Source organism: Rossellomorea aquimaris, from assembly GCF_000935355.1.
Taxonomy (GTDB): Bacteria; Bacillota; Bacilli; order Bacillales; family Bacillaceae_B; genus Rossellomorea; species Rossellomorea aquimaris_B.
Map to the genome: position 1 here is coordinate 376,752 of NZ_JXZC01000003.1, position 22,617 is coordinate 399,368.

Genomic DNA, 22,617 nt, shown 5'->3' on the forward strand with positions numbered 1-22,617 from the left:
CTTGATACGATACATCATTAGAAGACTAGTGGTATCGATTCCTGTCCTATTGATGATTTCATTTATAACGTACGTGTTGATGAGCCTGTCCCCCATGGATCCGGCTGAGGTGGTCCTGAAGTCCCAGGGGGTACCGGTCATTACGGATGAATTGGTGGAAGAGACGAGGAAGGAGCTCGGATTTGACCGGCCTTTCCTCCTTCAGTACGGGGATTGGTTGATGGATTGTCTCCGGTTGGACTTTGGAGCATCCTTTGTGACGGGACAGCCTGTATGGTCGCTCCTTGGACCAGCTTTAATCAACACAGTGAAGTTGACGCTCCTTTCCTCGGTTGCGGTCATAATTCTCTCGGTTTTTCTTGGAGTGATCTGTGCATTGCAGCAGGACAAAGCGGTGGATCAGTTTGTCAGGGGCGTCTCGTTCTTCTTAACGGCCATGCCTTCCTACTTACTGGCATCTTTGTTGATCTGGTATTTTTCTGTGAAGCTCGATTTATTTCCGACGAATGGCATGGACTCCTATACAAGTTACATCCTCCCCGTACTGGTCATTACCATCAGCTATGCGGGGATATACTTCCGGGTCGTTCGAAGCTCGATGCTCAGTCAATTAAGTGAGGATTATGTACTTTATGCCAGGGCATGCGGCTTGAAGGAATGGAGAGTCACTGTCCGTATCATACGCAACTCCCTGCAGGTGGCCATTTCGGTCTTTTGTATGGCGATACCGATTATATTGGGGAGTACGGTTGTCGTGGAAAGTGTGTTTGCCTGGCCGGGAGTAGGAAGTTTGAGTATCAGATCCATTGTCAGCAGGGACTTTCCAGTCGTTCAGGCGTATGTACTGATCGTGGCGGTGGCATTCGTGGCCTTCAATGCCATCTCAGATATCTTGAATGCCGCAGTGAATCCAAGAGTAAGGAATGATCATTAAATGAGACAATTAACGAATTTACGTCATGATAAGCTGGCGATGGTATCGTTGATCGTCATTCTCTTGACCTTCCTTGGCGGTCTGTTTGCGCCATTCATAGCTCCACATGATCCAGCGGAAGTCGATATGAGCTTACGTTATGCACCCCCTTCATGGGATTATCTGTTAGGGAATGATCATTTGGGACGCTGCATCTTCTCGAGGATCCTTTTCGGCATCCGGCCGAGTGTCTTGTGGGTCTTGCTCGCACTGGCCATTTCCGTGGTCATCGGGGCAATCGTCGGTTTCCTGGCGGGATATTTTGGGGGAAGAATGGATGCGGTTCTGATGAGAGTCTGTGATATCATGCTGTCGTTTCCCGGATATGTCATGGCCCTTGCCATTATCGGTGTACTTGGGGTCGGGCTTGAAAATATACTGATTGCCTTCATTGTCACAAAGTGGGCATGGTTTGCCCGTGTCATCCGGACATCGGTCAGACAATTTGCCGAATCTGATTATGTCAGGTATGCAAGGGTCATCGGGGTGGGGCACGGAAGAATCATGCTCAAGCATATCCTGCCCGTGACGTTCGCCGATATCGCGGTCATTTCCAGCAGTTCAATTTCCTCGATGATTCTGCAGATTTCAGGCTTCTCCTTTCTCGGATTGGGGGTCCAGGCGCCAACTGCGGAGTGGGGGATGATGCTTAGTGAAGCCCGCTCGGTGATGTTTACAAGGCCGGAGCTATTATTGGCACCCGGTTTCGCCATCATCATCATTGTGATGGCGTTCAATTTTCTCTCCGATTCCCTGCAGGTTGCTTTGGATCCAAGGAGCCGGGGCACAAGGGTTCACAGGAGGAACAGCCTGTCACTTATCAATACGGAATCAAGAAAAGAGGTGGCTGAAACTAAATGAATATTCTCGAGGTAAACGGACTGTCCATCGTCGATGAAAAGACGGACCATTGGCTTGTGAAGGATAGCTCCTTCCACGTGAAGAAGGGGGGGACACTCGCTATCGTCGGGGAAAGCGGAAGTGGCAAATCCCTGACATGCCGTTCGCTGATGAGATTGAACCAGCCATGGCTGAAAGAAACAGGTACCGTCCTTTTTAAAGGGGAAGATCTCCTTACCCTTTCGAAAAAAGGGATGAGGCAGAAACGGGGCAAACAGATGTACATGATCATGCAGAATGGGATGACCGCATTTGATCCAACACGGGTCATAGGCGTTCATCTACGTCAGGCGACAGCGGAACATTTCAACTGGTCTAAGGTGGAGACGGAACGAAAGCTGAAAATCGCCATTGAAAGCGTCATGATCAAGAATCCTGAAGAAGTGCTCAATAAATATCCTTATCAATTATCGGGAGGTATGCTCCAAAGAATCATGATTGCCCTTGCCCTCATCCTCGAACCTGATCTCATCTTAGCTGATGAGCCGACGACAGCACTTGATACCATCACCCAGTATGAAGTGGTGAATCAGCTGATCCGGTTACGGGAAAGGACGGGGTCCTCCATGATCTTCGTCTCCCATGACCTGGGAGTGGTCCGTCACATAGCCGATGATTTATTGGTGATGCAGGACGGCAGGATTATTGAACGGGGAAAGGCTCAGTCGGTTTTCACAGAGCCGGAAAAGGAGTATACGAAATACCTGGTATCCACCCGCAAATCGTTGAGTCACCATTTTAACAGTCTGATGGGGAGTCCTTAATATGCTGAATGTGAATCATGTAAATAAATCATATCAACGTGGTGGCCTCTTTACAAAAGAGAGGAAGCAAGTGCTGACCGATGTCAGCTTTGAAGTGAAGCGGGGAGAATGTCTGGGTATCATCGGGGAAAGCGGAAGTGGTAAATCGACTCTGGGCCGGCTCTTGACCGGGATAGAAAAACCGGACCGGGGAACCGTTAGCCTTGACGGTGTCGATGTAGCAGACACGAACCGGCGAAAAGGGAAGATCAGCGCGGTGTTCCAGGATTACAAATCCTCCATCAATCCATTTTTTACGGTAGAGCAGGCCATCCTTGAACCACTCGAGCTGCAGAAAGTATCAGAAGATCAGAAGGCTTATAAGGTAGACGGACTGCTGAGTGAAGTAGAATTGCCACTTACATACAAGCATAAATATCCCCATGAATTGTCCGGTGGAGAGATTCAAAGGGTGTGTATCGCAAGAGCGATCTCCACCGAGCCCGACTGCATCCTCTTTGATGAAGCCATCAGTTCCCTGGATGTGTCGGTTCAATTACAGGTATTGAATCTTCTCCGGAAATTGAAAGAAACCTACTGCATGACCTATGTGTTCATCACCCATGATATTCAGGCTGCCGCCTATATCTGCGACCGCATCCTCATCTTTCGCAACGGACAGGTGGAAGAATTGGTTGAAACGGAAAGCTTAAAGGACGTTCAGTCCGATTATGCGAAACAGCTGTTGCGGGCACTAATCACGTTTTAGTCCCGGAAATCATCAAGATGAGAGGAGGCGATAGACAGTGAATGGAGCATTATCGTGGCCATTTTTACGACTTTATCTGGTAGTCCTTTTTTATTTCAGTTCCAACGCCATCCTGAACGTGCTCATCCCCCTGCAAGGAAAAGAGTGGGGAGCAAGCAACACGACGATCGGACTGGTGATGGGGGCTTATCTATTTACGACGATGTTCTTCCGGCCCTGGGCTGGTCAGATCATTCAAAAGCACGGACCGACCCGGATCCTGCGTATCATCCTGATCCTGAATGGGCTTGCCCTTGCTCTATATGCCATTTCAGGCCTTGGAGGCTATTTAGTGGCCAGGATGCTGCAGGGGGTGGCGACGGCCTTCTTTTCTATGGCCATGCAAATAGGGATCATCGATGCACTCCCTGAGAAAGACCGGTCGCAAGGTATCTCGCTTTATTCTTTGTTTTCCTATATCCCGGGAATCCTTGGTCCGCTACTAGCCATCGGAATCTGGCAGGAAGGAATGGATTCATTCGGTTACGTCATGATTGGGCTTGCCGTAGTGACGGGCTTATTTGGGTATAGCGCCAAGTTGGAAACGAAAGAAGATGAACCGGTAATAGATGGGAAAGGGGGAAAGATGCTTGCCTCCTTTACCCAACTGGTGAAAAATCCTTTCCTGTTCCGGTGCAGCGTACTGATGCTTGGTTCTTCCATCATATTCGGGGCCATCACCACCTTCATCCCTCTATATGCATTACAGATGGAGAGTGGAAGTGCCGGAATATTCCTTATGCTGCAGGCTGCAACCGTTGTGTTTGCACGTTTCACCTTGAGAAAGCATATTCCATCTGACGGCAAATGGCATGCCCCCTTTGTCATGGGGACCATGCTTCTTCTCGCCCTGTCAGCCCTATGCATCAGCTTCTCCCAGGCGTTGGGGAGCGTCCCTTTCTATGTGGGGGCTGTCGGGATCGGAATGTCTCAGGCGCTGATTTATCCAACACTTACAACGTATCTATCATTTGTTCTTCCGAAAGTGGATCGGAATGTCCTCCTGGGGCTCTTCATTGCGACGGCCGACTTGGGAGTTTCCCTTGGAGGAGTAATGATGGGACCACTCGCCGACCTCTCGTCTTATTCGTTCATGTATGGGATGTGTGCGATCCTGGGTGTAGTGATGATCCTTTTTTCTTACAAAAGGAGAACGGAACCTAAATGGGCCAGTGGGAGAGAATCATGTTAATCTTTGATCCCTTGTTTACTACAGAGGATGTGATAAAAACGATCAGGATCTCATACTTCTGATCGTTTTTTTGTTATGATTTTCTTCATCCATTTACGTTTCAAAATACATCATCAATAATCTCCTCAAACGTATCACTCACACGTCTTCTGTTAACCAGGATCTCCTGATTGTCGAGGGTCACGCTTCCCCTGTGTTCATCCAGGTTGAACTTTTCTTTCAAGACAGCCATCGATCCTTTGCTGTGTTTGTCGATTTCGAAGTAGATAGTGGTCTCATGGTCCCCTTGAAGGATATATACTTCAAGTTCGTCTAGCTTCCGGCTGTATTTCCCAAAGGTTGGTGTGAATTCGTATTGCTGCACGAATGGACGGTTCGTTTTCACCCAAACCGGGGTGTTCTGACTTTCCATCTGCTTGAATTTAAATCCGATGACCTTGATGGCATTGATAATATTTTCATGAACGGTTGAAGGGTCTACAGATACATAATCCCTGTCCTTGGGATCGACGGCATTCTTGATATCGATGCCCGTATCGATCCAGACCGGCGGAACATTCTTCTGAGTTTCAGGGTGAACCATGGTAATTGGGGTATCAAGAGGTACCTTGAATGAGAACGGAATGATCTTCTTTTCTCCCTTTGAAATGGTAAAGGGCTCATTTAGTCGGTGGGCTTCCACGACGGCAGGTGACAGGCGGTCGCCCCCTTCATGGCCGTACAGCGTCATCAGCTTCAGGTGGATTGACTCGATTCGTTGCTCCGTGCTTCCACCTTTTACCTCCACGACTCCCTCGAGCATCTCCCCCTGATGAATATAGGCATTCTTCACCTTGGTATCAACCGTCGCCGAACCGATGCCTAAACTGGCAATCACTTTATTGAACATGGACATGTGAATTCATCCCCCTTCTTGTTATTCCCCATGGTAGCATAGATTTCCAGGTTGAGAGGTTAGGGAAATGAAATAAAAAAGTGTTCATGCTTGATGAACACTTCAATCTCTATGATTGTCACGCCGCCAGAATGGCGTAACGCCAATCCTATAAGGTGAATGTGATCCCTCACATTCTTCTTTTAGCCTAAAGTATGAAACGGGTTTCATAGCAAGGGGAATTTGAAATTAAAAATAAGCATTGCCTGTTGAGTCTCCAGTGAGCCTAAAGAAAATTCGACACAGAGGATCAATTAATTGAAATAGGATTAATAATTCAAATTTCGGATCAAAAAATTCTAAACCGGATTGATAATCCGAAATCAAGATTGAAAGTGATTCAAACCGGATTGATTATGTCGCGGGGGACAATTGACTGAAGAAATGCTTAGTTTTGGCAACCTTTCCTCCTAAAGTCGTAGAAAATTTCTAACCATTCGATGGAAGTGAATTAATGGAAAATGGAATAGAATAATAGCAGTTAAAGAAACGGTGAAGATAAAAGGAGGAGCAATACTATGAACAAATATGTATGTACAACATGTGGTATCCAATATCCCATTAGTCAGGAGGTCCCTGATCGATGCCACATTTGTGAGGAAGAAAGGCAGTATGTTAATCCCAATGGTCAAAGCTGGACTACCCTGGATGAAATGATCAGGAGCGGACTCTATCAAAATACCATTCTGGAGGAAGAAGCAGGATTGTACAGTATCACTACCACGCCCAAATTCGGCATCGGACAGACAGCCTATCTGATAAAGACTGGAGGACTCAATATCTTATGGGACTGTGTCACGTATCTCGATCAGGAGACGATTCAGACCATAGAGGAGTTGGGAGGCATCGATGCAATCGCCGTTTCCCACCCGCATTATTACTCAACCCAGTTGGAGTGGGCTGAACGGTTCGATGCGCACCTGTATCTCCATCGGGATGATCAAAGCTTTGTCATGGAACCGGGAGAGCGGATCCGGTTTTGGGATGGGGAAGAGTTGACTCTAAACGATGAGGTTTCATTGTACCGTCTCGGAGGGCACTTTAAAGGAGGAGCAGTCCTTCACTGGAGCCTGAGCGGGATTCTCCTGACAGGCGATATTATTCAGGTGGTGGCGGATACGGACTGGGTCAGCTTCATGTACAGTTATCCGAATCTGATTCCGCTTCCGGCAGGAAAAGTGAAGGAAATGGCTGAAAAAGTAAAGCATCTATCTTTCAGTAAACTGTATAATGCCTTTCACCGGGTGGTGGGAAAGGATGCCGATCAAGTGGTTCAACGATCTGCAGAGCGATACATTATGGCTTTGGAAGGTAAGCTGTTCTCTACATAATGATTGGGAAGGGTACAGTCACCGCCTCCAAATAAGATAAAAAGAGGGACGGACCTCCATCCAGAGGTCCGTCCCTATCTTATTCTCCTTCATTCAAATACTCTTCATTCTTCCAATCCGTGACAAACATACAGCCTGGAGCATGGGTGATCATGTAGGGGATCTTTGCATGGAGAGCGACTGCTTGAGGTGTCACACCGCAAGCCCAGAACATAGGGGTTTCGCCATCCTTGATCCCGACAAAGTCACCATAATCGGGCTGGGTTATATCTTCGATGCCTATTTCACCAGGTTCGCCGATATGAACAGGAGCCCCATGCATCTTAGGAAATAACGATGTAATGTCCGTTGCTTTCTGTACGAGGTGATCGGGAATCGGTCTCATGGAAACCACCGTCGGACCCTGGAATACTCCCGCTTCTTCCGTCTGGATGTTTGTCGTATACATCGCGACGTTCTTATTTTCCTCAATATGACGCAAAGGAATCTCACCCTTGATCAGCTGACTTTCAAATGTAAAGCTGCAACCGATGAGAAAGGTGACGAAATCCTCTCTCCAGACATCTTCAATCTGCGTTTTCTTTTCGACCAAATGACCATCTTCATACACATGATACATTGGGATATCCTTTCGAATATCTGAACCCTCCGCGTATCTGGATTCGAATTGACCCGCTTCCAATACTTCGACGATGGGGCAAGCCTTTGAATTTCGGGTGGTAAACAGTAAAAAATCGAAAGCATATTCTTTAGGAAGAACCACCAGATTGGTTTGGACATAATCCTGGCAATACCCGGACGTATGGGTTTGGTGTTTTCCGTTCCTGATGTTGGATCTTAGCTCAGATGGTAGCATGGTTTCAAACTTCCTTTCTCTTGTTCGAAGGTTAGGGAATAGTAAGAATATTATATATTTTAACATAGTATTGGGGGAGGGGGGCAGGTACTGGCGACAGACAAGGAGTTAGTGCTCTTAACCATAGTGCCCCTATATTGACAGGCTACTTGTTCTCTCTTCTTCTATTAAGCAAATACATCCCGAAAAATCCCATAAATGTTCCGAAACTATACAATAGAATAAAGGACAGTTCCTGCTTTCCTATAAAAAATAACCCCAGGAAAACAAGGATTCCAACAAGGAATGAAAAATACCAACGATTCATGATCGTCACCTCTTTTTTATTTTTAGAAATACTAATTTTTCCAAATGCACTTATAGAACTATACCCGATTAATGAGTTGCTAACCTGGATTACAGAATTAGGGCAGATGCACATCTCCACCCACATCGCATATGATATCGTGGTAAAAACCTGAAAGGAATGAGTAGAGTGTATAATGTTCCGATGCCTTATCCATATCATACCTATGTGAATACAACGTTTCATAACAACGATTCCATGACACGAAACGGACAGGAGAACCACCAGCAGCTAGTGGATGTCCTCTTAAATGGAATCAAAGGAAAAGCTTCATCTGCGGAGTTTTATAGCCGGTTAGCGAGTGTAGCACCGAACCAAGATCACCAGCACAACCTCCTTCAAATGATGGAAGATGAACAACGACATTGGTGGCAACTCACCAACCTCTATGCATCGCTTACAGGAAGCCAGCCTTCTTACCAGGTCGAGAGTGTCCCATTTTATTCCTACCGGGAGGGACTGCAGAGAGGATACGAAACAACATTAGCGGACTATGAACAGTTTCGGATTGCCTGCTTGCAAGCGCAGCATTCACCTGCGTATGAAGTTCTCCTGAACACTTGTAAAGATGAATGGGAGCATGCGAAGCGATTGAGTCATCTGGGGGCAGATGCGGACCAGCGAGTCACATTGAAGGATTATGGTCCTGCGCCGTTTGTGGTGAACATCGACGAGGCCACGGTCCAGAATGATACGTTCCGCACGGCCTTATGGACGGGAAAACATTTTCAGGTCACTTTGATGAGCATCAATCCGGGCGAAGATATCGGTCTGGAAAATCATCCTTATCTTGATCAGTTCCTGCGCCTTGAACAAGGGCAGGGGATCGTCCGAATGGGAGATCGGCAGGATAATCTATATTTTGAGAGGGAAGTGGAAGAGGACTTTGCCATCGTCATTCCAGCTGGCACGTGGCATAATCTGATCAATACGGGTGATACGCCGATCAAGCTGTACTCGATATATGCTCCGCCACAGCATCCATTCGGGACGGTTCATGAGACGAAGGCGGATGCGGAGGCTGCTGAAGCAGCAGAGCAGGGGCGTTATTACTCAGGGTACTGATGGAATTCCAGGGGCGGTTCTGAGCCGTTCCTTTTTCATGAAAAAACCTGAGCCCTTGTTAATGGGCTCAGGTTTTTACTTAAAATGTTTTGATAATATAGAAGCATCAGAATCAAACGCTACTGAATCTTTTTCAAAGGATTCCAATTTAATAGCGAGTACTCGGATCACTAACACTACCATAAGCAGGAGGGATCTCATCATATAAATCCGCATTCACATTCTCCACCGTACCATCAGCAATCGAGTTCAAAATATCATAAATCGGTGCTTTAACGGTTTCCTTCAGCATCCCATTCTGTTTTTGGCCAAGTGTTTGGGTTTGTCCCTTCACTTCAATCAGCATAGTGGCGGTTCCATTTAGTTGTATGGCTCCAAGGCCGGATCCAGGATAGTTCACTTGTGGATACTGCTGGATCGCTCCGAACGAGGAGAAGCCTCTTTGCAAGGATTGATAGCCTAAAACGGTGATTTGTTTACTAAGCTTTTCAACGTCATCCTTCACTTCATAGGTTTTTCCTGTGAATGGATCTGTGTAGGGTTTGGTTGTAAATAGACCAAGGACGGAAATGGAAACAGAGCGGTTATCGTCTTCAGAAAGAACGTTGAATCCTCTATGATGCACGTCGATGGCGACATCTGGGTTAAATTCTTTCGCTACATTTGTCACCGCCTTGGCTTCTGGAGAAACCACAAACCCTGTTGAAAAAGGATTATTCGTAGACTCGCTGTTCAACACATCCGCAAGCTTTTCTTTATCCACCTCATTGATATCAAAATCATAATCGGGATTAAAGTCACGATTTAAATCATAACCGGGGATGCCATAATTGATTCTTTCACCATTGGCTTGTCCTCTTTCCGATCCATCGGGATAATAATACCAAGGGGAAGCCGTGTCAGACGACATTCCCAATTCTTCCGGGTTCCACGCTTGATGGTTGTAGCGTACCGGGTACCACTTATCCTCGTATTGAGTCATCGTTCCATCAGGGTTGACCCGTGGCATGATCCACACTGACACCTTCTCCAGCATGTCGTTGATTTCTTTACCGCCAGAGTTGAATTTCTGCATGATTTCCATGGCTGCTTCCGTGCCAAGAACTTCATTTCCATGAATCTGAGTGTAGAGTAAAACCCGCTTTTTATTTGGATCATTATCTCCATACTTCGCGACATAGAGAGGAGTACCGTTATTGGAATAGCCTGCGATGTCCAGCTGCATTTTCCCTTGTGAGGAATGTTCTAATTTCTTGAGTGTCTTTTCTAATTCTTCGTTCGTCATTAAACTGGATAGTGACACATTTTGTTCTTTTTCTACATAAGGGCCATTTGGATTGGATTGCGGATTTGCATATGTACCTTGTGAAGTGATCAATGCAAGTCCCAGGGAAGTAGTGAGAATAGCTAGTTTCTTCTTCATGATCTTCCTCCTGAGTAAATATTTAGCGTTACGAAATAAACGCTTGTCTCCATACTACGCATCCAATTTCGGGAAATTTGTTGAAATTTGAAGGCTGGCATTAAAATGAGGCTTATTCACTAAGGTTCTCAACATCCAGGGGTTCCTTGGTCCTGCTGGAGGGACATGGGGACAGGTTCGTTGTCCCGGGTTGTATCTTGCCAACAAGAAATTGGGACACGGGACCTGTCCCTTTGTCCCAGCAAACAAAAACGCATTGAGCTCAAGTTGAGCTCAATGCGTTTTTGTTTGGTTAGATCGTTTCCCCATCGGGATAATCACAATACTCAATGATCGTGCCTTCCGTATCAGCAGGGTTCAAATAGATCAATCTTCTGCCATGCTTGTTGATGCGAAGGCTATCCTCCAATGTGCGGATCCCCTTTTGTTTCAGTTCCTCGAGAGCGGCATCAAGGTCATCCACGCGATAAGCGATATGATGGACTCCCTTCCCTTTTTGCTTGATGAACCTGGCGATCGGTGACGTATCATTATTCGTCGGCGCAAGTAACTCTGTTCTGGCGCCGTCCACCTCCATGATGGCAATCTCACTTTCAACACCCTTGGCATCACTTCGGTAGCGGTCGATCAGTTTCGCCCCGAGGACATTCTCATAAAAGTGGATGGTATCATCCATGTTTCTGACAGCTACTCCGATATGGTCGATTGTCTTTTTCATGCTCATTCTCCTAAAGTCTGAATCAGTGTAGGTGTTATCTTACCATATCTATTTGATGACGTGAAAGTATCAGTCGTCCTTGTGCATGTCCGTCTCTATTAATAACGGTTAAAACGAGGCACGCTTAAAAAATGACCTTGTTTACCCTCAGTTTTTGCAAAAAACATGCAGACGAAAATAAACTCCAAACTTATTAAAAAAGTTTATCTAAACCGTTTATCGCAGAAAGAACGGGATATAGGTAAAGTGTAGTAATTACACAATCTTAAAGGAGGAGTTCACATTGTCACACGAAAAATACCAATCGGCAATCAACGCACTACATGAATGTATGGTGGCTTGTAATCATTGTTACGATTCTTGTCTAAAGGAAGAAGATCTCAATATGATGAAAGAATGTATCCGGTACGATCGGGAATGTGCGGATATGTGCGCATACTTAGAACAATCTTTAGTAAGAGGGACACCATTTGCTTCTGAACTTGCAGGGGTGTGTGCTGCGATTTGTGAAGCGTGTGGGGAAGAATGTAAAAAGCATGATCATGATCACTGTCAGGCATGTGCCGATGCATGCTTCAAATGTGCAGAAGAGTGTAAAAAAATCGCCTAAAGGAATTAGCATAAGAAAAGATCAAAGGATTAGAGCCTTTGATCTTTTTTACTGTCTCTATATTTTCCACTGATAGCCGATTCCCCATATCGTCTTAAGGTGATGTTCAATGGGGAAGCCTGCTTTCTTCAGCTTTTCCCGTAAATTTCTGATATGGGAATCCACGGTTCGGATATCGGTCGTGGAATGTATATCCCATACCATGAGAAGGAGCTGTTCACGGGTGTATACCCGTTCTGTGTTCTTCATCAAAGAGTGCAGGATTTTATATTCTTTTAACGTCAGAGAACTGATTTCATTTTCGTATTTTAACGTGTAGGAGTCTCCATCTAACGTAAAAGCTCCTCTGGTCAAACGTTGATCTGCTACTTGGTCATACTGTTTGATCCTTCTGAACTGAGCATTCACACGTGCGACCAGTTCGCCTTCGTCAAAGGGCTTCGTGATATAGTCATCAGCCCCGGCGTTTAAGCCTTTTATGATGTCACCCTTATCCCCCCTGGCCGTTAACATGATGATGGGGACATTTGAGAACTCCCTGATTCTTTCACAGGTCTGAAAGCCACTGAGCTCAGGCATCATGATATCTAATAAGACCAGATCTACGGAATCTTTCTTAATCGCCTGAATTGCGTCATAGCCGTTATTTTTCTTTTTGCATACATACCCGTGAGGCTTCAGATAAAGCTCCAGCAGGTTCAGCATCCTTCTTTCATCATCGATTAATAAAATGGTATTCACCAGACTGACCTCCAAGCTTCACAGAATAATGTTGATCGATGTTCCTTTATTTCGTTCACTTTGTATGGAAATTTGACCGCCATGTGCTTCCACCAGTTCCTTCACAATGGATAGCCCGAGACCGGATCCACCAAATTCCCTGGAACGTGATTTCTCCACCCGGTACATCCTGTTGAATACTTGTGGTAGTTCATCCGGTGGGATGCCCGTTCCCTGGTCGTCAATCATGAGGCTCATATTCCCTGAATCGGTCCGCTCAACCGTTACCTCAGTGGTTGAATGAGAAGGCGAATGTTTTAGGGCGTTATCCAACAGGTTCATGACGATTTGCTCGAGACGAATGGGGTCGGCATGGAACGTGAAATCTTCCTTTACATTTAAAATGAGGTTGATCCCCTTTCTTTTAAAAACAGGAGTTATCTTGTTGATGACTCTTTGAAAAAAAGGACCCGAATCGATGACTTCAGTTTGAATGGAGAAATTGTTTTCATCAATTTTTGCCAGCTCAAATAAATTTTCGATCAACGTCAGGATCGTTTTGGATTCTTCCTGGATAATGTTCAGATATTCTTTTCGTTCAGATTCCAGGATGTCCTCTCGAAGAGCCACGTTGGCATACCCTTGTACATAGGTCAGCGGGGTCCTGAGCTCGTGTGAAATATTGGCTAAGAACTCAGTTCGTTCCTGTTGAATGGTTTCTAAATCTGTCGCCAGTCTCTGAATGGAATTGGATAGATCCCCAAGTTCATCCTGACCCAGTTCCGGAAGTTTCACCTCGAAGTTCCCTTTGCTCAATTTTTCCGTCGCCTGCTTCATTTTTAACAGGGGTCGTGTCAGGATTTTCGATAGGAGAAAATGGATCCCCGTTAAGATGATGAGACTCAGTATTCCTGCAAGAAGGAAATGACTGTTCAATTGGCTGATCAGATTCCGTAATGGTGCGGCGCTCTTAAACATATAGACATATCCTTCGTTCCGTTCACTTTCGAAGGATGTGACGGTAGCTAAATAATTCATATCCTTCCAATTTGATTCGATGACCCTTCCTTCACGCGTCAACGTTTCAGGCGTGACTTGGATCAGTTCACGCATTCCATCTGTTAATTCACTGGAGCCAATGATGACGTTATGGCTTTGATCCGTGATCACGACTTCCGTTTCCGTTTTCGATTCCATAAGGGCAATGTGATGGAGTGTCGTTTCTGAATAACGGTCCTCTAACACATCACGATGACTGTTTCCCCGGGATAGAATCGATTCAAACTCCTCATCGATCCGTGTATCGATGATATTGTCATGTAGATAGAGCATCAACAACCCTTCCATCACGAGTACCGCGATCGTAAAGTAAAGAGCTAACTTGGTTGAAATTTTCTTCATGGTATAACCTCATTTTGTCATTTCCTTTATTCTATCGAAAAAATATGAAAAAACTATGCATAATGCCTGAAAGCCGGATGGCAAATGTCATAAATTCTTCATGGTTCTTGTCAGTTTCTCCATATAAATTGCAATTTTACAGGATAAACTTTAGTGGAAAGATAAAAGGAGGATGACCATGACTACAAATAGTAAAAAATCGATCCTGTTACTCTTTACAGCACTGTTTCTCCTATTGGGGGCCTGCTCCAATAATGAAGAGGATATGGGACATGAAGACGGAAATGGCCAGGAAATGAAGGAAGAAATGGACGGGATGGACCATAGTGACATGGATCACTCAAGTTCAGGGGAAGTACCTGAAGGCTTAAAGGAAGCGGCGAATCCCACCTATGCAGCAGGAAGTAAAGCCATCATCCAAGATGACCATATGGGAGGGATGAAGGGAGCCGAAGCCACAATCACAGGTGCTTACGAGACCCTCGTCTATACCGTTTCCTATACACCTACCACTGGTGGAGAAAAAGTGGAAGATCATAAATGGGTTATTCATGAAGAAATTGCCGATCATGGTGAGGAACGTTATTCATCTGGGGATGAAGTCGTCCTGAACGCCGATCACATGAAAGGGATGGAAGGCGCAACCGCGACAATTGATTCCGTTGAAGAGACGACGGTGTATATGGTGGATTTCACACCAGTAACAGGTGGGGAAGAGGTAAAGAATCATAAATGGGTGACAGAGAGCGAGTTGTCACCGGCTGAATAAAGGTTGTTTAGTAAACCTTAATGCATGAGCTTATTCTAAAAAAGGATAGGCTCTTTTTTGTGCAACAAAGAATTGAAGGAATCTTAAATATTTGAAATAATTAGGAGAGAAGGGGGAATACCCATGAGCCTTACAAAACGGGTGTTGATCCTATTAGGGTCAGTGGATGCACTACTGATCATCATGTCTCTGATGGATTACTACATACTTTTCTTGAAGCCCACGGGATTTGTGTTTCCGATGCTATTGAATATCATTGTACTGGCTGTCATCGGGTTTCGTTCAAGATTTCATAAGGGGTGGACCATCGCCTTCTTAACCGTGAGCATACCGGCCCTGCTCATACACAGTGTCATGGTCTGGCTAATGGAGAACCAATATGCGACCATCGAGTCTCCGGAAAATAAGTCTGTGACCATAGAATACCGTTCCTTCACCCTGGGTGAAACCACGTATCTTTATGAATTTTACAAGACATCGTTCGGTTTTATCGGTAAGCACCTTGATGATCAAACGATAAAATTGATCATTCAAGGCAAGGATCATCCAACGGGTTTGGGTGCTGAAGATGCTTTAGGCTTGGGTACGGCTGAATGGATCACTGATGATACCGTTCGGTTCTCTACATGGCAAGGGATAAAAGAGCTATCATTGAATTCCTCGAGATCTTCCGGAAGGACAGAAGACATCACGTCTGATATTGAATCGTTCATGACGAAGCTTGAGAGTAAGGAGAGCGGTGACACCATCAACGTAAATGGAAATCGATTAGTGGCGCATTATGATGAAGCAACGGATCAGCCCTGGATCGAAATAACGGCTGACAATGATGAGGGAGCCATTCCCAGACAGCAATGCACCCGTATCGTGCGGGATGAAGAGAGGGGCTATTATTTGCTGGAGGAATGCACACATAGATGGGAATATCCTCTGTATCCATTAAATGATAGTTAAAACGAAGAAGTCGGCTTTACTAGTCTTACTTTTAACCATTGTTGCGCTGGGTGTTTTAATATGGGGAGGTAGGATATATTTCACTTGAAGCAGCTGAAGAAGGGAGGCTCCATCGTTCTTTGTTAGTGGAATGCCGGACGATGAAGCCTATCATTTAATAAAATTAGATCCCGAAAAATCCCTCAATGGATTTCGTCACTTCAAACGGTCCCGAGTCTCTATTGGATGGAATCGACAGCTTCAAGTCAAGCTGAGGATAATAAGAGGCACGAAAACTGACTCCGGGATCATACCCCATCACATGGAACTTGTAGATTTCATCATTCCTTAGATTCATCCAGATTCCATAGCCATAGTGGACCTCTCCATTCACATGGACATGAGGGGTCAGCAGCTTCCCCGTCGTTTCTTCATTTACTAGTTTATAAGCAAATAAAGCTTCCCAAAGGTTCATCATATCCGAGGCAGTGATGAACGCCCCGCCGTCAGCCCCGCCTTTTACAGGGATGGAGTAGAGATTGGTTCTCCAAGTATCCTCTTCTTCTATATACCCCACTGCTGTATTGGAAGGAAGGCAGTCCAATGAAAAATATCCTGAACTTCCCATGCCCGCTTTCTGGAAAACCTCAGATTCTATGTAATCTGTAAAAGGCTTCCCTGTTTGCTGTTCGATGATCAATCCCAATAGGATGAATCCCGCATTGTTGTAATGAAATCGATCGCCTGGTGTGAATTTCATCTGACTTGTTTGAAAGAATGGAAGAAAGTCCTTAAGGGATCTCATATGGTAGACCGGGCGTTCTTTCCACAGCTCTTCAAAGTCAGACATCACTTCTTCATCGAAATAATCCGGGATGCCTGACGTGTGCGTCAATAGATGATGGATGGTCACGCCGTCATCAAAATGAGGAAAGTCGATATCCAAACAATCTTTTAAACGGGTGTCGAAGGAGAGTATCCCCTTTTCAACTAGTTGGCCTATCCCTATGCTAGTAAATAACTTACTCCCAGAGGCAATCCCGAATCGTGTACCCGTAGTGTTGGGAAGGCGATCCGATCGATTCGCATAGTCATGGGCGCTTTCCGATAATACTTCTGTTCCTTGTTTGACATGGACGACACCTGAGAAGTCGAGTTCTTTGCAACTTTCATGTATCAGGTTATACAGATTGATATGTTTGCTCATTGAATATTCCCCCAATATAGTCTATGACTCTAGTTATCTATTTGAATATTTTAACATAAATTTCCTTAGTGGGACATCGGGGACAGGCACCTTGTCCCACTAATCAAGCGACCCTTTATAGAGCTTAGGAAATAACCAATCTGCCTGAACATTTCTGTTATACTACATACAATGACAATTTTCCCCTATCAAGAATGAATTGGAGGAACCAATCATGGACAGCATCATCTTCGACCTGGACGGTACACTCTGGGATCCCATCGAATCCGTTCTAGAAGCATGGAACAACGTTATCAACGATCATAACCAGTTAAAAGATGGTATAACAAGGAAGCATCTTGAGGGAACCATGGGGCTTCAAATGAAAGAAATCGGGAAGATATTGTTCCCTGAATTGAATGAAGAGGAGCGGGAGCAACTTTTGAAAGATCTTTCCCGCCATGAAATTCCACACTTAAGCAAGAACGGAGGCAATTTATACAATCATGTTGAAGAGGTGCTTGTAGAATTGTCTAGAGAGTATAAGCTGTTTATCGTAAGCAACTGCCAGGACGGATACATAGAGGCCTTTTATGACTATCACGGACTGGATAAACATTTCAAAGATTATGAAAACCCTGGCAGGACCGGACTTTCAAAAGGTGAAAATATCAAATTGATCATCGAGCGAAACTATTTAAAGGATCCAGTATACGTTGGAGATACAGAAGGGGACCAAAAGGCTGCAAAGGAAGCGGGGATTCCATTTGTCTATGCCCGCTATGGATTTGGGGAAGTGGAAGAATATACGCAAGCCATTGATTCGTTTGATGAGTTGCTGAAACTGTATTGATAAAAAAGAGACGCCGATTGGTCCATGGGCGTCTCCTTTTTATATGTTAACTTTTAAGCGTAAACAAATCCGTTGAAGCAGTGCTGGTTGTTTTTTCCTTGACTTCTTTAACTTTCTTCACTTTCACCATAAAATAGTCACTCTCGATGAACACTTTCCGAAGCGTCGAGCTTATGCTATTTACGCACAGAATGATGAGGGAGAAAAAGGTCAGTGGAACAAGGACCAGGAGGGGATTAGAGAAAATAAGCTGGATATTCATACTGATGGTGGCGGACCATTCATTCGTTTCCGAGAAATACACTGGGTTACTTGGGTCGAGGTCCGTGAAGGCAAACTCAGCTATCTTCAAACCGCCGAGGGCCATGAGCATGATTCCAAGCTGGATTAGTAAGGATAGGGCTTGTGCCACCTGCTCGGAAAACAATACGATGGAATGCCTCATAAATTGCGGGATAAGATGTCTCCTCATGATACTGAATCGACCGGCTCCCATAGTCCTGGATACGTCGATAAATTCCTGATTCATGTAAAGTTTCATCTCTTCCCCCAGGTAGGTACCGAGGGAAGGAGTTGTGATGATGGCAATCACACATAATTGAATGACAAAGTACTCTCCCGAAGGCAGGAACCCAGGCTCAAACGAGCTTTCTAAGGGAATCAGCATGGCAAATACGACGATGGCAAGAGGGACATATTGAAAGGACTCTCCCAAGCCTTTAACGTACCTCCCGACGATTGACGGTACAAATGTGTAAACGATGGCAAACATGAACCCGAATACAATTCGCAGAAAAGCAATGAACAAGGCAGCAAAAATCGTATACTTCGCACCGGCCAATAATAATAGAAAGAAATTCCTGCCGAGACGGTCGCTGCCTAAAGGGGCCATCTCACTTGGTGAAAAAGGAGGGGCGGCAATGAGTATTCCGTCTTCATCCTTTAAATAATTTACGACTGCATCATAATCCGGAAACCATACAGGAATCAGGAAGCTAGTGATGATCATCGTCACTATGACGAATACAGGAACCGATAACCCTTTTACAAGTTTCCTAGACATGATACTCTCCTCCCTTTAACCATTTCTTCAGGATAAATGCCCCCGTTTGAAAAACGATGAAGAAAGGCACGAAAATCAGAAGCATCCCAAGAAAAAAGGCAGCGGCTGAACTAGTGGATGCCCTGAATAACACCATCATGAAGCCATTCATATTAAACAGGATTTCAATGACAAGTAAATTGGATAGCATCAGGAGAAAGATCGGCTTTAAGTGAAGGAAGAAATGGATCCATACATTACGGAACAGGTGAAACCACACCGTATATGATTTCCTGAATCCTTTCGCCAGGGAAAACTCTACATAGGGTTTGCTCTCTTCTTCTTTCAACTGAAACAAAAACTGCTTTACAAGGAACACAACCGGTAGGATGGAAAGGCAGACGATCGGCAGAAAATAGGTACGTTCATCATGGATGGCATAGATATTGAAGAAAAGAATATCCGTCCTTTTATATAACCAGATGGTGATGATCTGGAATGATACGACGATGAAAACATCCGGTAGTGCATCAAGTACATTCAAGAGTTTCATAGAAAATCGATAACCACTCCGTGAAGATAACATAATGATGTAGCTTACCAATACGGAAAAGCATAGGGCAAAGAAAAACGAACTGATCAGGATTATAAACGAATATCCATATGTATCCAGAGCTGCGTTGATCAGGGAATATGGTCGATTCTGTTCTCCCAAGTAAACCGTGATGGCAGACGGGTCCATCAGATCGAAAATGGCATCATACAATTGATGGATATAGTAACCGACCGTGACGACCAGCTGCGTATCATAAGCTAGAAGCGACCCGACACCGCTCAGTAAAAATAATCCCGCAACCACAATAAAAAAATGAAAGGACGAATCCACAACCCTTTTCATTAAATCCCTCCACAATATTTTACAAATTCATACAATTTTTTCATGTCTCATGTTACAATATGTAAATGAATTTGTAAACAAAATTCTGACTACTAACCTGAAGGCAGGTGTCCGATATGAACGTGAAAAAAAGAATCCTTTACCTGTTCATTCTCCTTGCCCTTACCATATTAACAGCCTGTCGACTGGACTTTTCAGAGGATAAAAGCAGCGTGCAGCAGATGGTTAAAAATGATGGTAGCGTTGGAAAGGCAGAAAAAAAAGGTACTGAAAACAAGTCCGCTTCTGACGAAAAAGAAGAACCAGCCTATACGTTCAATGCAACCGTCACATTGGATTCTACCAGTATGCTAGTAGAGGGAGATTCAACCCTTCCACCGGATGTGACTCTCTATGTCAGACTGAGAGCATATCCCGAAGATGCCTCAGTTACAGACATCAAAGACTATCAAGCAGAACCTTATACGAAAGTCATTTCTGAAGATTATATGAGCATCCGGGAAGATGGAACATTCAAATCAAGTGGATTGGAGAGACCGGATTATCCACAAAGTTATCTGTTGGAATTGATTTTTGCACCAACGAGATTTGAAGAATCGATGCAACAGAAGCTTGTGACAGAAAGTGAAAGTGTTGAGGACCTGCCTGGGATGATTCCGATTGACATGCCCACTCAAAATGAATTCTTGGATGATGTCGTGCCCAGGTATATCAAACACGTCAACATCATGCTATCTGACGAGGGGGATGGTGATGATGTCACATTGGAGCTAGTGCCTGTTGAATCGTAGATGCCTCTTTTTATCAAGAGGTGGTGATTTTTGGAGGTAGATGGACGTTTACCAAACGTTCCTTCAGTGATTGACTTTTCCCGGAATATGACAGATAGTTAGAATGTCATAGAATTACAGAAATAGATTTTTCTAGTGGGAGCAATTTTAATGAAAGAATTTAATGGTCCATTACATAAGAAATACTATTATATCATTGTTTTGTTCATCATCATCCTGATGTTAGCGGGCTTGCTGGTGGATAACCCTGTGAATTCACGATTCGCGGTGCATGGAGTGATGATCGCAATCATCTCTATCTGTCTATTGGTCTATCCGTGGTATGAGAATGCGTGGATGAGGTACATGACGGTCATCTCATCAACCGGTTATTTTTACATCCTGTTTTACTTATATCCTGAAACGTGGGCAGAGTTTGTTTTACTCTGTTTTATTCCTGCCCTATCCATTCTCTTTTTTGACAAAAGGCTTTTTTATTTTTCTCTTGTGATCAATCTTGCCTTCATTCTGTTTACATTCGGTTATATCGGGTTCGTGGATAAGGGTCAAGATTACCCATACATATACACAGATTTAGTAGGGAATGTAGTGAACTTCTTGGCAAGTCAGGTCCTACTGTATTTCATCTTCCATTTAACGAATCTGAGAATCCAGAAGCAACGTGTGTATTATGAACAGATTCAGCATGCTGAGCGGATGAGGACAACGGGGCAGTTGGCGGCAGCTGTCGCCCATGAAATCAGGAATCCTTTGACCGTCGTAAATGGATTTCTTCAATTTTATATGGAAGATTCCGCGTTCAGCCAAAGCCAAAAGCAGAATTTCTCCCTTATGATCAATGAACTCGATACGGCGGAGCATGTCATTTCCCAATTCCTGTCCGTTTCAAAGCCCGAAAAAGGGGGGAAGGTGGACAACGTCGATGTTGAACAGGTTCTGCAAGATGTAACGGAACTCCTCAACATGTACGGTCTGTTGAATGATAATTCCATTGATCTCAACGTAGAAAACGATTGTCATGTGGCCGCCAATTCCATTGAGTTAAAACAACTTTTCATCAATCTAATTAAAAATGCCATCGAAGCCTCCCCACATAGTGGATCCGTTAAGGTAAAAGCTTTCAAAGTAAAAGGCCATGTCTGGATTCAAATTATAGACAAGGGACGTGGAATGAGTAAGGAAGAAGTCAAGAACCTGGGGACTCCATTCTACTCCTTGAAGAGTAAAGGAACCGGTCTGGGTCTTATGATTTGTTTCAACATTGTGGAGAAATACAACGGAAACATACAGTTTGACAGCGGTCCGGGAGATGGAACAACGGTCACATTAAAATTCCCCCTTGTTCCTAACTAAAAGAAGGTCCGTCCCTCAACGCATTAAAGCATTGAGGGACGGACCTTCCTCTTTAGTTTGTCATCATGGGGCCCTTCATCCGGTTTCTCTTTGCTAATTGTGTTAAGGGGAAGAGGATTGCTGAAGCGGTCCATTGATCGAAAGATGCCGAAGAAGCTTATCTGTATCAGGTAAGCTTCTTTTTCATTGAGGCTATACTATTAAACATGTCCTTATAATGGTAAGCTAATATTTTAGTGATAGGAAAATCTCAGGAGGTTGACATATGAACCTAAATAATAACGATCTATTGATTCGATTACGATATGCATTGGATCTTAAAAATACAGAAATGGTTGAGATCTTCAAACTTGGTGGCATTGAACTGTCAAAGGAAGAAGTGCTGAAGGTTCTCACGAAAACACAGTACAGTGATGATTTCGAGGACGATATCCTTGAGGATGAAGACCATATCCCATGTGATGATGAAATGTTCGAGTCATTCTTGAACGGCTTCATTACATTTAAAAGAGGGCCAAAACCGGGACAGACGGAACGACCTGAATTGACGTATGAACATGTGAATAATCTTCTATTAAAAAAGGTGAAAATCGCCCTCTCGTTAACAAGTGAGGATATGATCGAGATCTTGGATCTGGCTGGAGTGACGATTACAAAAGGCGAACTGGGAGCGATTATGCGAAGAGAAGGCCACAACAATTACAGAGTGTGCGGTGACCGGTATGCACGGAATTTCTTAAAAGGATTGGCCATCCGATACAGGGGATAAAAG

Annotated in this window: 24 protein-coding genes; 14 read left to right on the forward strand and 10 right to left on the reverse strand. The window is 44.5% G+C overall.

What is annotated here, in order from left to right; genetic code table 11:
• Position 1: 1 nt before the first annotated feature.
• From opp1B to cntE, 5 genes are read left to right on the forward strand one after another with little or no spacing between them, the layout of a single operon-like run.
• Positions 2-934, forward strand: a complete 933-nt coding sequence (gene opp1B, locus TV75_RS11460) for a nickel/cobalt ABC transporter permease (RefSeq protein ID WP_156142401.1) — start codon at positions 2-4, stop codon at positions 932-934.
• Positions 935-1,834: a staphylopine uptake ABC transporter permease subunit CntC gene (cntC, locus tag TV75_RS11465; protein ID WP_044338859.1), complete on the forward strand. Its 900-nt coding sequence runs from the start codon at positions 935-937 to the stop codon at positions 1,832-1,834.
• Positions 1,831-2,637: a staphylopine uptake ABC transporter ATP-binding protein CntD gene (gene cntD / locus TV75_RS11470; RefSeq protein WP_044338860.1), complete on the forward strand. Its 807-nt coding sequence runs from the start codon at positions 1,831-1,833 to the stop codon at positions 2,635-2,637. The genes cntC and cntD overlap by 4 nt, the downstream gene beginning before the upstream one ends.
• 1 nt (position 2,638) lies before the next feature.
• On the forward strand, positions 2,639-3,385 hold the full coding sequence (locus tag TV75_RS11475; protein WP_044338861.1) for an ABC transporter ATP-binding protein: 747 nt from the start codon (positions 2,639-2,641) through the stop codon (positions 3,383-3,385).
• Between the two features lie 37 nt (positions 3,386-3,422).
• Complete coding sequence (cntE, locus tag TV75_RS11480; protein ID WP_044338862.1) at positions 3,423-4,616, forward strand: staphylopine family metallophore export MFS transporter CntE; 1,194 nt, start codon at positions 3,423-3,425, stop codon at positions 4,614-4,616.
• A gap of 100 nt (positions 4,617-4,716) precedes the next feature.
• Here cntE and TV75_RS11485 read toward each other — a convergent pair whose 3' ends face one another.
• Positions 4,717-5,511 (reverse strand): sporulation protein, encoded by a 795-nt coding sequence (locus TV75_RS11485; RefSeq protein WP_044338863.1) that lies wholly within the window; start codon positions 5,509-5,511, stop codon positions 4,717-4,719.
• Positions 5,512-6,068: 557 nt separating this feature from the next.
• On the opposite strand from TV75_RS11485, the gene TV75_RS11490 reads away from it, so the two are divergent.
• Positions 6,069-6,881, forward strand: a complete 813-nt coding sequence (locus tag TV75_RS11490) for an MBL fold metallo-hydrolase (protein ID WP_044338864.1) — start codon at positions 6,069-6,071, stop codon at positions 6,879-6,881.
• Between the two features lie 79 nt (positions 6,882-6,960).
• Here TV75_RS11490 and TV75_RS11495 read toward each other — a convergent pair whose 3' ends face one another.
• Both TV75_RS11495 and TV75_RS21860 read right to left on the reverse strand, forming a co-directional pair.
• Positions 6,961-7,803, reverse strand: a complete 843-nt coding sequence (locus tag TV75_RS11495) for a putative hydro-lyase (protein ID WP_301280425.1) — start codon at positions 7,801-7,803, stop codon at positions 6,961-6,963.
• A gap of 79 nt (positions 7,804-7,882) precedes the next feature.
• Positions 7,883-8,044, reverse strand: coding sequence for a hypothetical protein (locus tag TV75_RS21860; protein WP_156142403.1), 162 nt, complete (start codon positions 8,042-8,044; stop codon positions 7,883-7,885).
• Positions 8,045-8,212: 168 nt separating this feature from the next.
• Between TV75_RS21860 and TV75_RS11500 the strand changes: the two genes are divergently transcribed.
• Positions 8,213-9,148, forward strand: a complete 936-nt coding sequence (locus tag TV75_RS11500) for a cupin domain-containing protein (RefSeq protein ID WP_253275514.1) — start codon at positions 8,213-8,215, stop codon at positions 9,146-9,148.
• Between the two features lie 148 nt (positions 9,149-9,296).
• Here TV75_RS11500 and TV75_RS11505 read toward each other — a convergent pair whose 3' ends face one another.
• Positions 9,297-10,571 carry a M14 family zinc carboxypeptidase gene (locus tag TV75_RS11505; protein WP_044338866.1) on the reverse strand — a complete coding sequence of 425 codons (1,275 nt, stop codon included), beginning with the start codon at positions 10,569-10,571 and terminating at the stop codon, positions 9,297-9,299.
• 292 nt (positions 10,572-10,863) lie between these two features.
• On the reverse strand, positions 10,864-11,289 hold the full coding sequence (gene mce / locus TV75_RS11510) for a methylmalonyl-CoA epimerase (RefSeq protein ID WP_044338867.1): 426 nt from the start codon (positions 11,287-11,289) through the stop codon (positions 10,864-10,866).
• Positions 11,290-11,572: 283 nt separating this feature from the next.
• On the opposite strand from mce, the gene TV75_RS11515 reads away from it, so the two are divergent.
• Positions 11,573-11,899, forward strand: coding sequence for a four-helix bundle copper-binding protein (locus TV75_RS11515; protein ID WP_044338868.1), 327 nt, complete (start codon positions 11,573-11,575; stop codon positions 11,897-11,899).
• 57 nt (positions 11,900-11,956) lie between these two features.
• Here the strand turns inward: TV75_RS11515 and TV75_RS11520 are convergent, their stop codons facing one another.
• Positions 11,957-12,640, reverse strand: coding sequence for a response regulator transcription factor (locus tag TV75_RS11520; RefSeq protein WP_044338869.1), 684 nt, complete (start codon positions 12,638-12,640; stop codon positions 11,957-11,959).
• 18 nt (positions 12,641-12,658) lie between these two features.
• Positions 12,659-14,020 (reverse strand): sensor histidine kinase, encoded by a 1,362-nt coding sequence (locus TV75_RS11525; protein WP_044338870.1) that lies wholly within the window; start codon positions 14,018-14,020, stop codon positions 12,659-12,661.
• A 172-nt stretch (positions 14,021-14,192) separates the two neighbouring features.
• On the opposite strand from TV75_RS11525, the gene TV75_RS11530 reads away from it, so the two are divergent.
• Positions 14,193-14,789 carry a YdhK family protein gene (locus TV75_RS11530; protein WP_437176710.1) on the forward strand — a complete coding sequence of 199 codons (597 nt, stop codon included), beginning with the start codon at positions 14,193-14,195 and terminating at the stop codon, positions 14,787-14,789.
• A gap of 123 nt (positions 14,790-14,912) precedes the next feature.
• The gene (locus TV75_RS11535) at positions 14,913-15,743 is read left to right on the forward strand and encodes a hypothetical protein (protein ID WP_052504537.1); all 831 of its coding nucleotides are present in this window, start codon (positions 14,913-14,915) and stop codon (positions 15,741-15,743) included.
• A gap of 163 nt (positions 15,744-15,906) precedes the next feature.
• On the opposite strand, the gene TV75_RS11540 is transcribed toward TV75_RS11535, so the two are convergent.
• Entirely contained in the window at positions 15,907-16,929 is a 1,023-nt protein-coding gene (locus tag TV75_RS11540; protein WP_044338872.1) for a serine hydrolase domain-containing protein, read from the reverse strand.
• Between the two features lie 214 nt (positions 16,930-17,143).
• On the opposite strand from TV75_RS11540, the gene TV75_RS11545 reads away from it, so the two are divergent.
• Positions 17,144-17,761: an HAD family hydrolase gene (locus TV75_RS11545; protein ID WP_044338873.1), complete on the forward strand. Its 618-nt coding sequence runs from the start codon at positions 17,144-17,146 to the stop codon at positions 17,759-17,761.
• A gap of 46 nt (positions 17,762-17,807) precedes the next feature.
• Here TV75_RS11545 and TV75_RS11550 read toward each other — a convergent pair whose 3' ends face one another.
• A complete protein-coding gene (locus tag TV75_RS11550; protein ID WP_044338874.1) occupies positions 17,808-18,824 on the reverse strand; it encodes an ABC transporter permease subunit in 1,017 nt (338 codons plus the stop codon).
• Positions 18,817-19,701 carry an ABC transporter permease subunit gene (locus TV75_RS11555; RefSeq protein ID WP_044338875.1) on the reverse strand — a complete coding sequence of 295 codons (885 nt, stop codon included), beginning with the start codon at positions 19,699-19,701 and terminating at the stop codon, positions 18,817-18,819. Before TV75_RS11555 ends, TV75_RS11550 begins: the two co-directional genes overlap by 8 nt.
• 116 nt (positions 19,702-19,817) lie before the next feature.
• Between TV75_RS11555 and TV75_RS11560 the strand changes: the two genes are divergently transcribed.
• The 3 genes from TV75_RS11560 (at position 19,818) to TV75_RS11570 (ending at position 22,614) form a co-directional block, all read left to right on the forward strand.
• Positions 19,818-20,492 carry a hypothetical protein gene (locus TV75_RS11560; protein ID WP_044338876.1) on the forward strand — a complete coding sequence of 225 codons (675 nt, stop codon included), beginning with the start codon at positions 19,818-19,820 and terminating at the stop codon, positions 20,490-20,492.
• Between the two features lie 150 nt (positions 20,493-20,642).
• Positions 20,643-21,845: a sensor histidine kinase gene (locus TV75_RS11565; RefSeq protein WP_044338877.1), complete on the forward strand. Its 1,203-nt coding sequence runs from the start codon at positions 20,643-20,645 to the stop codon at positions 21,843-21,845.
• 265 nt (positions 21,846-22,110) lie between these two features.
• Complete coding sequence (locus TV75_RS11570) at positions 22,111-22,614, forward strand: DUF1456 family protein (protein WP_044338878.1); 504 nt, start codon at positions 22,111-22,113, stop codon at positions 22,612-22,614.
• The last annotated feature ends 3 nt before the right edge of the window (positions 22,615-22,617 follow it).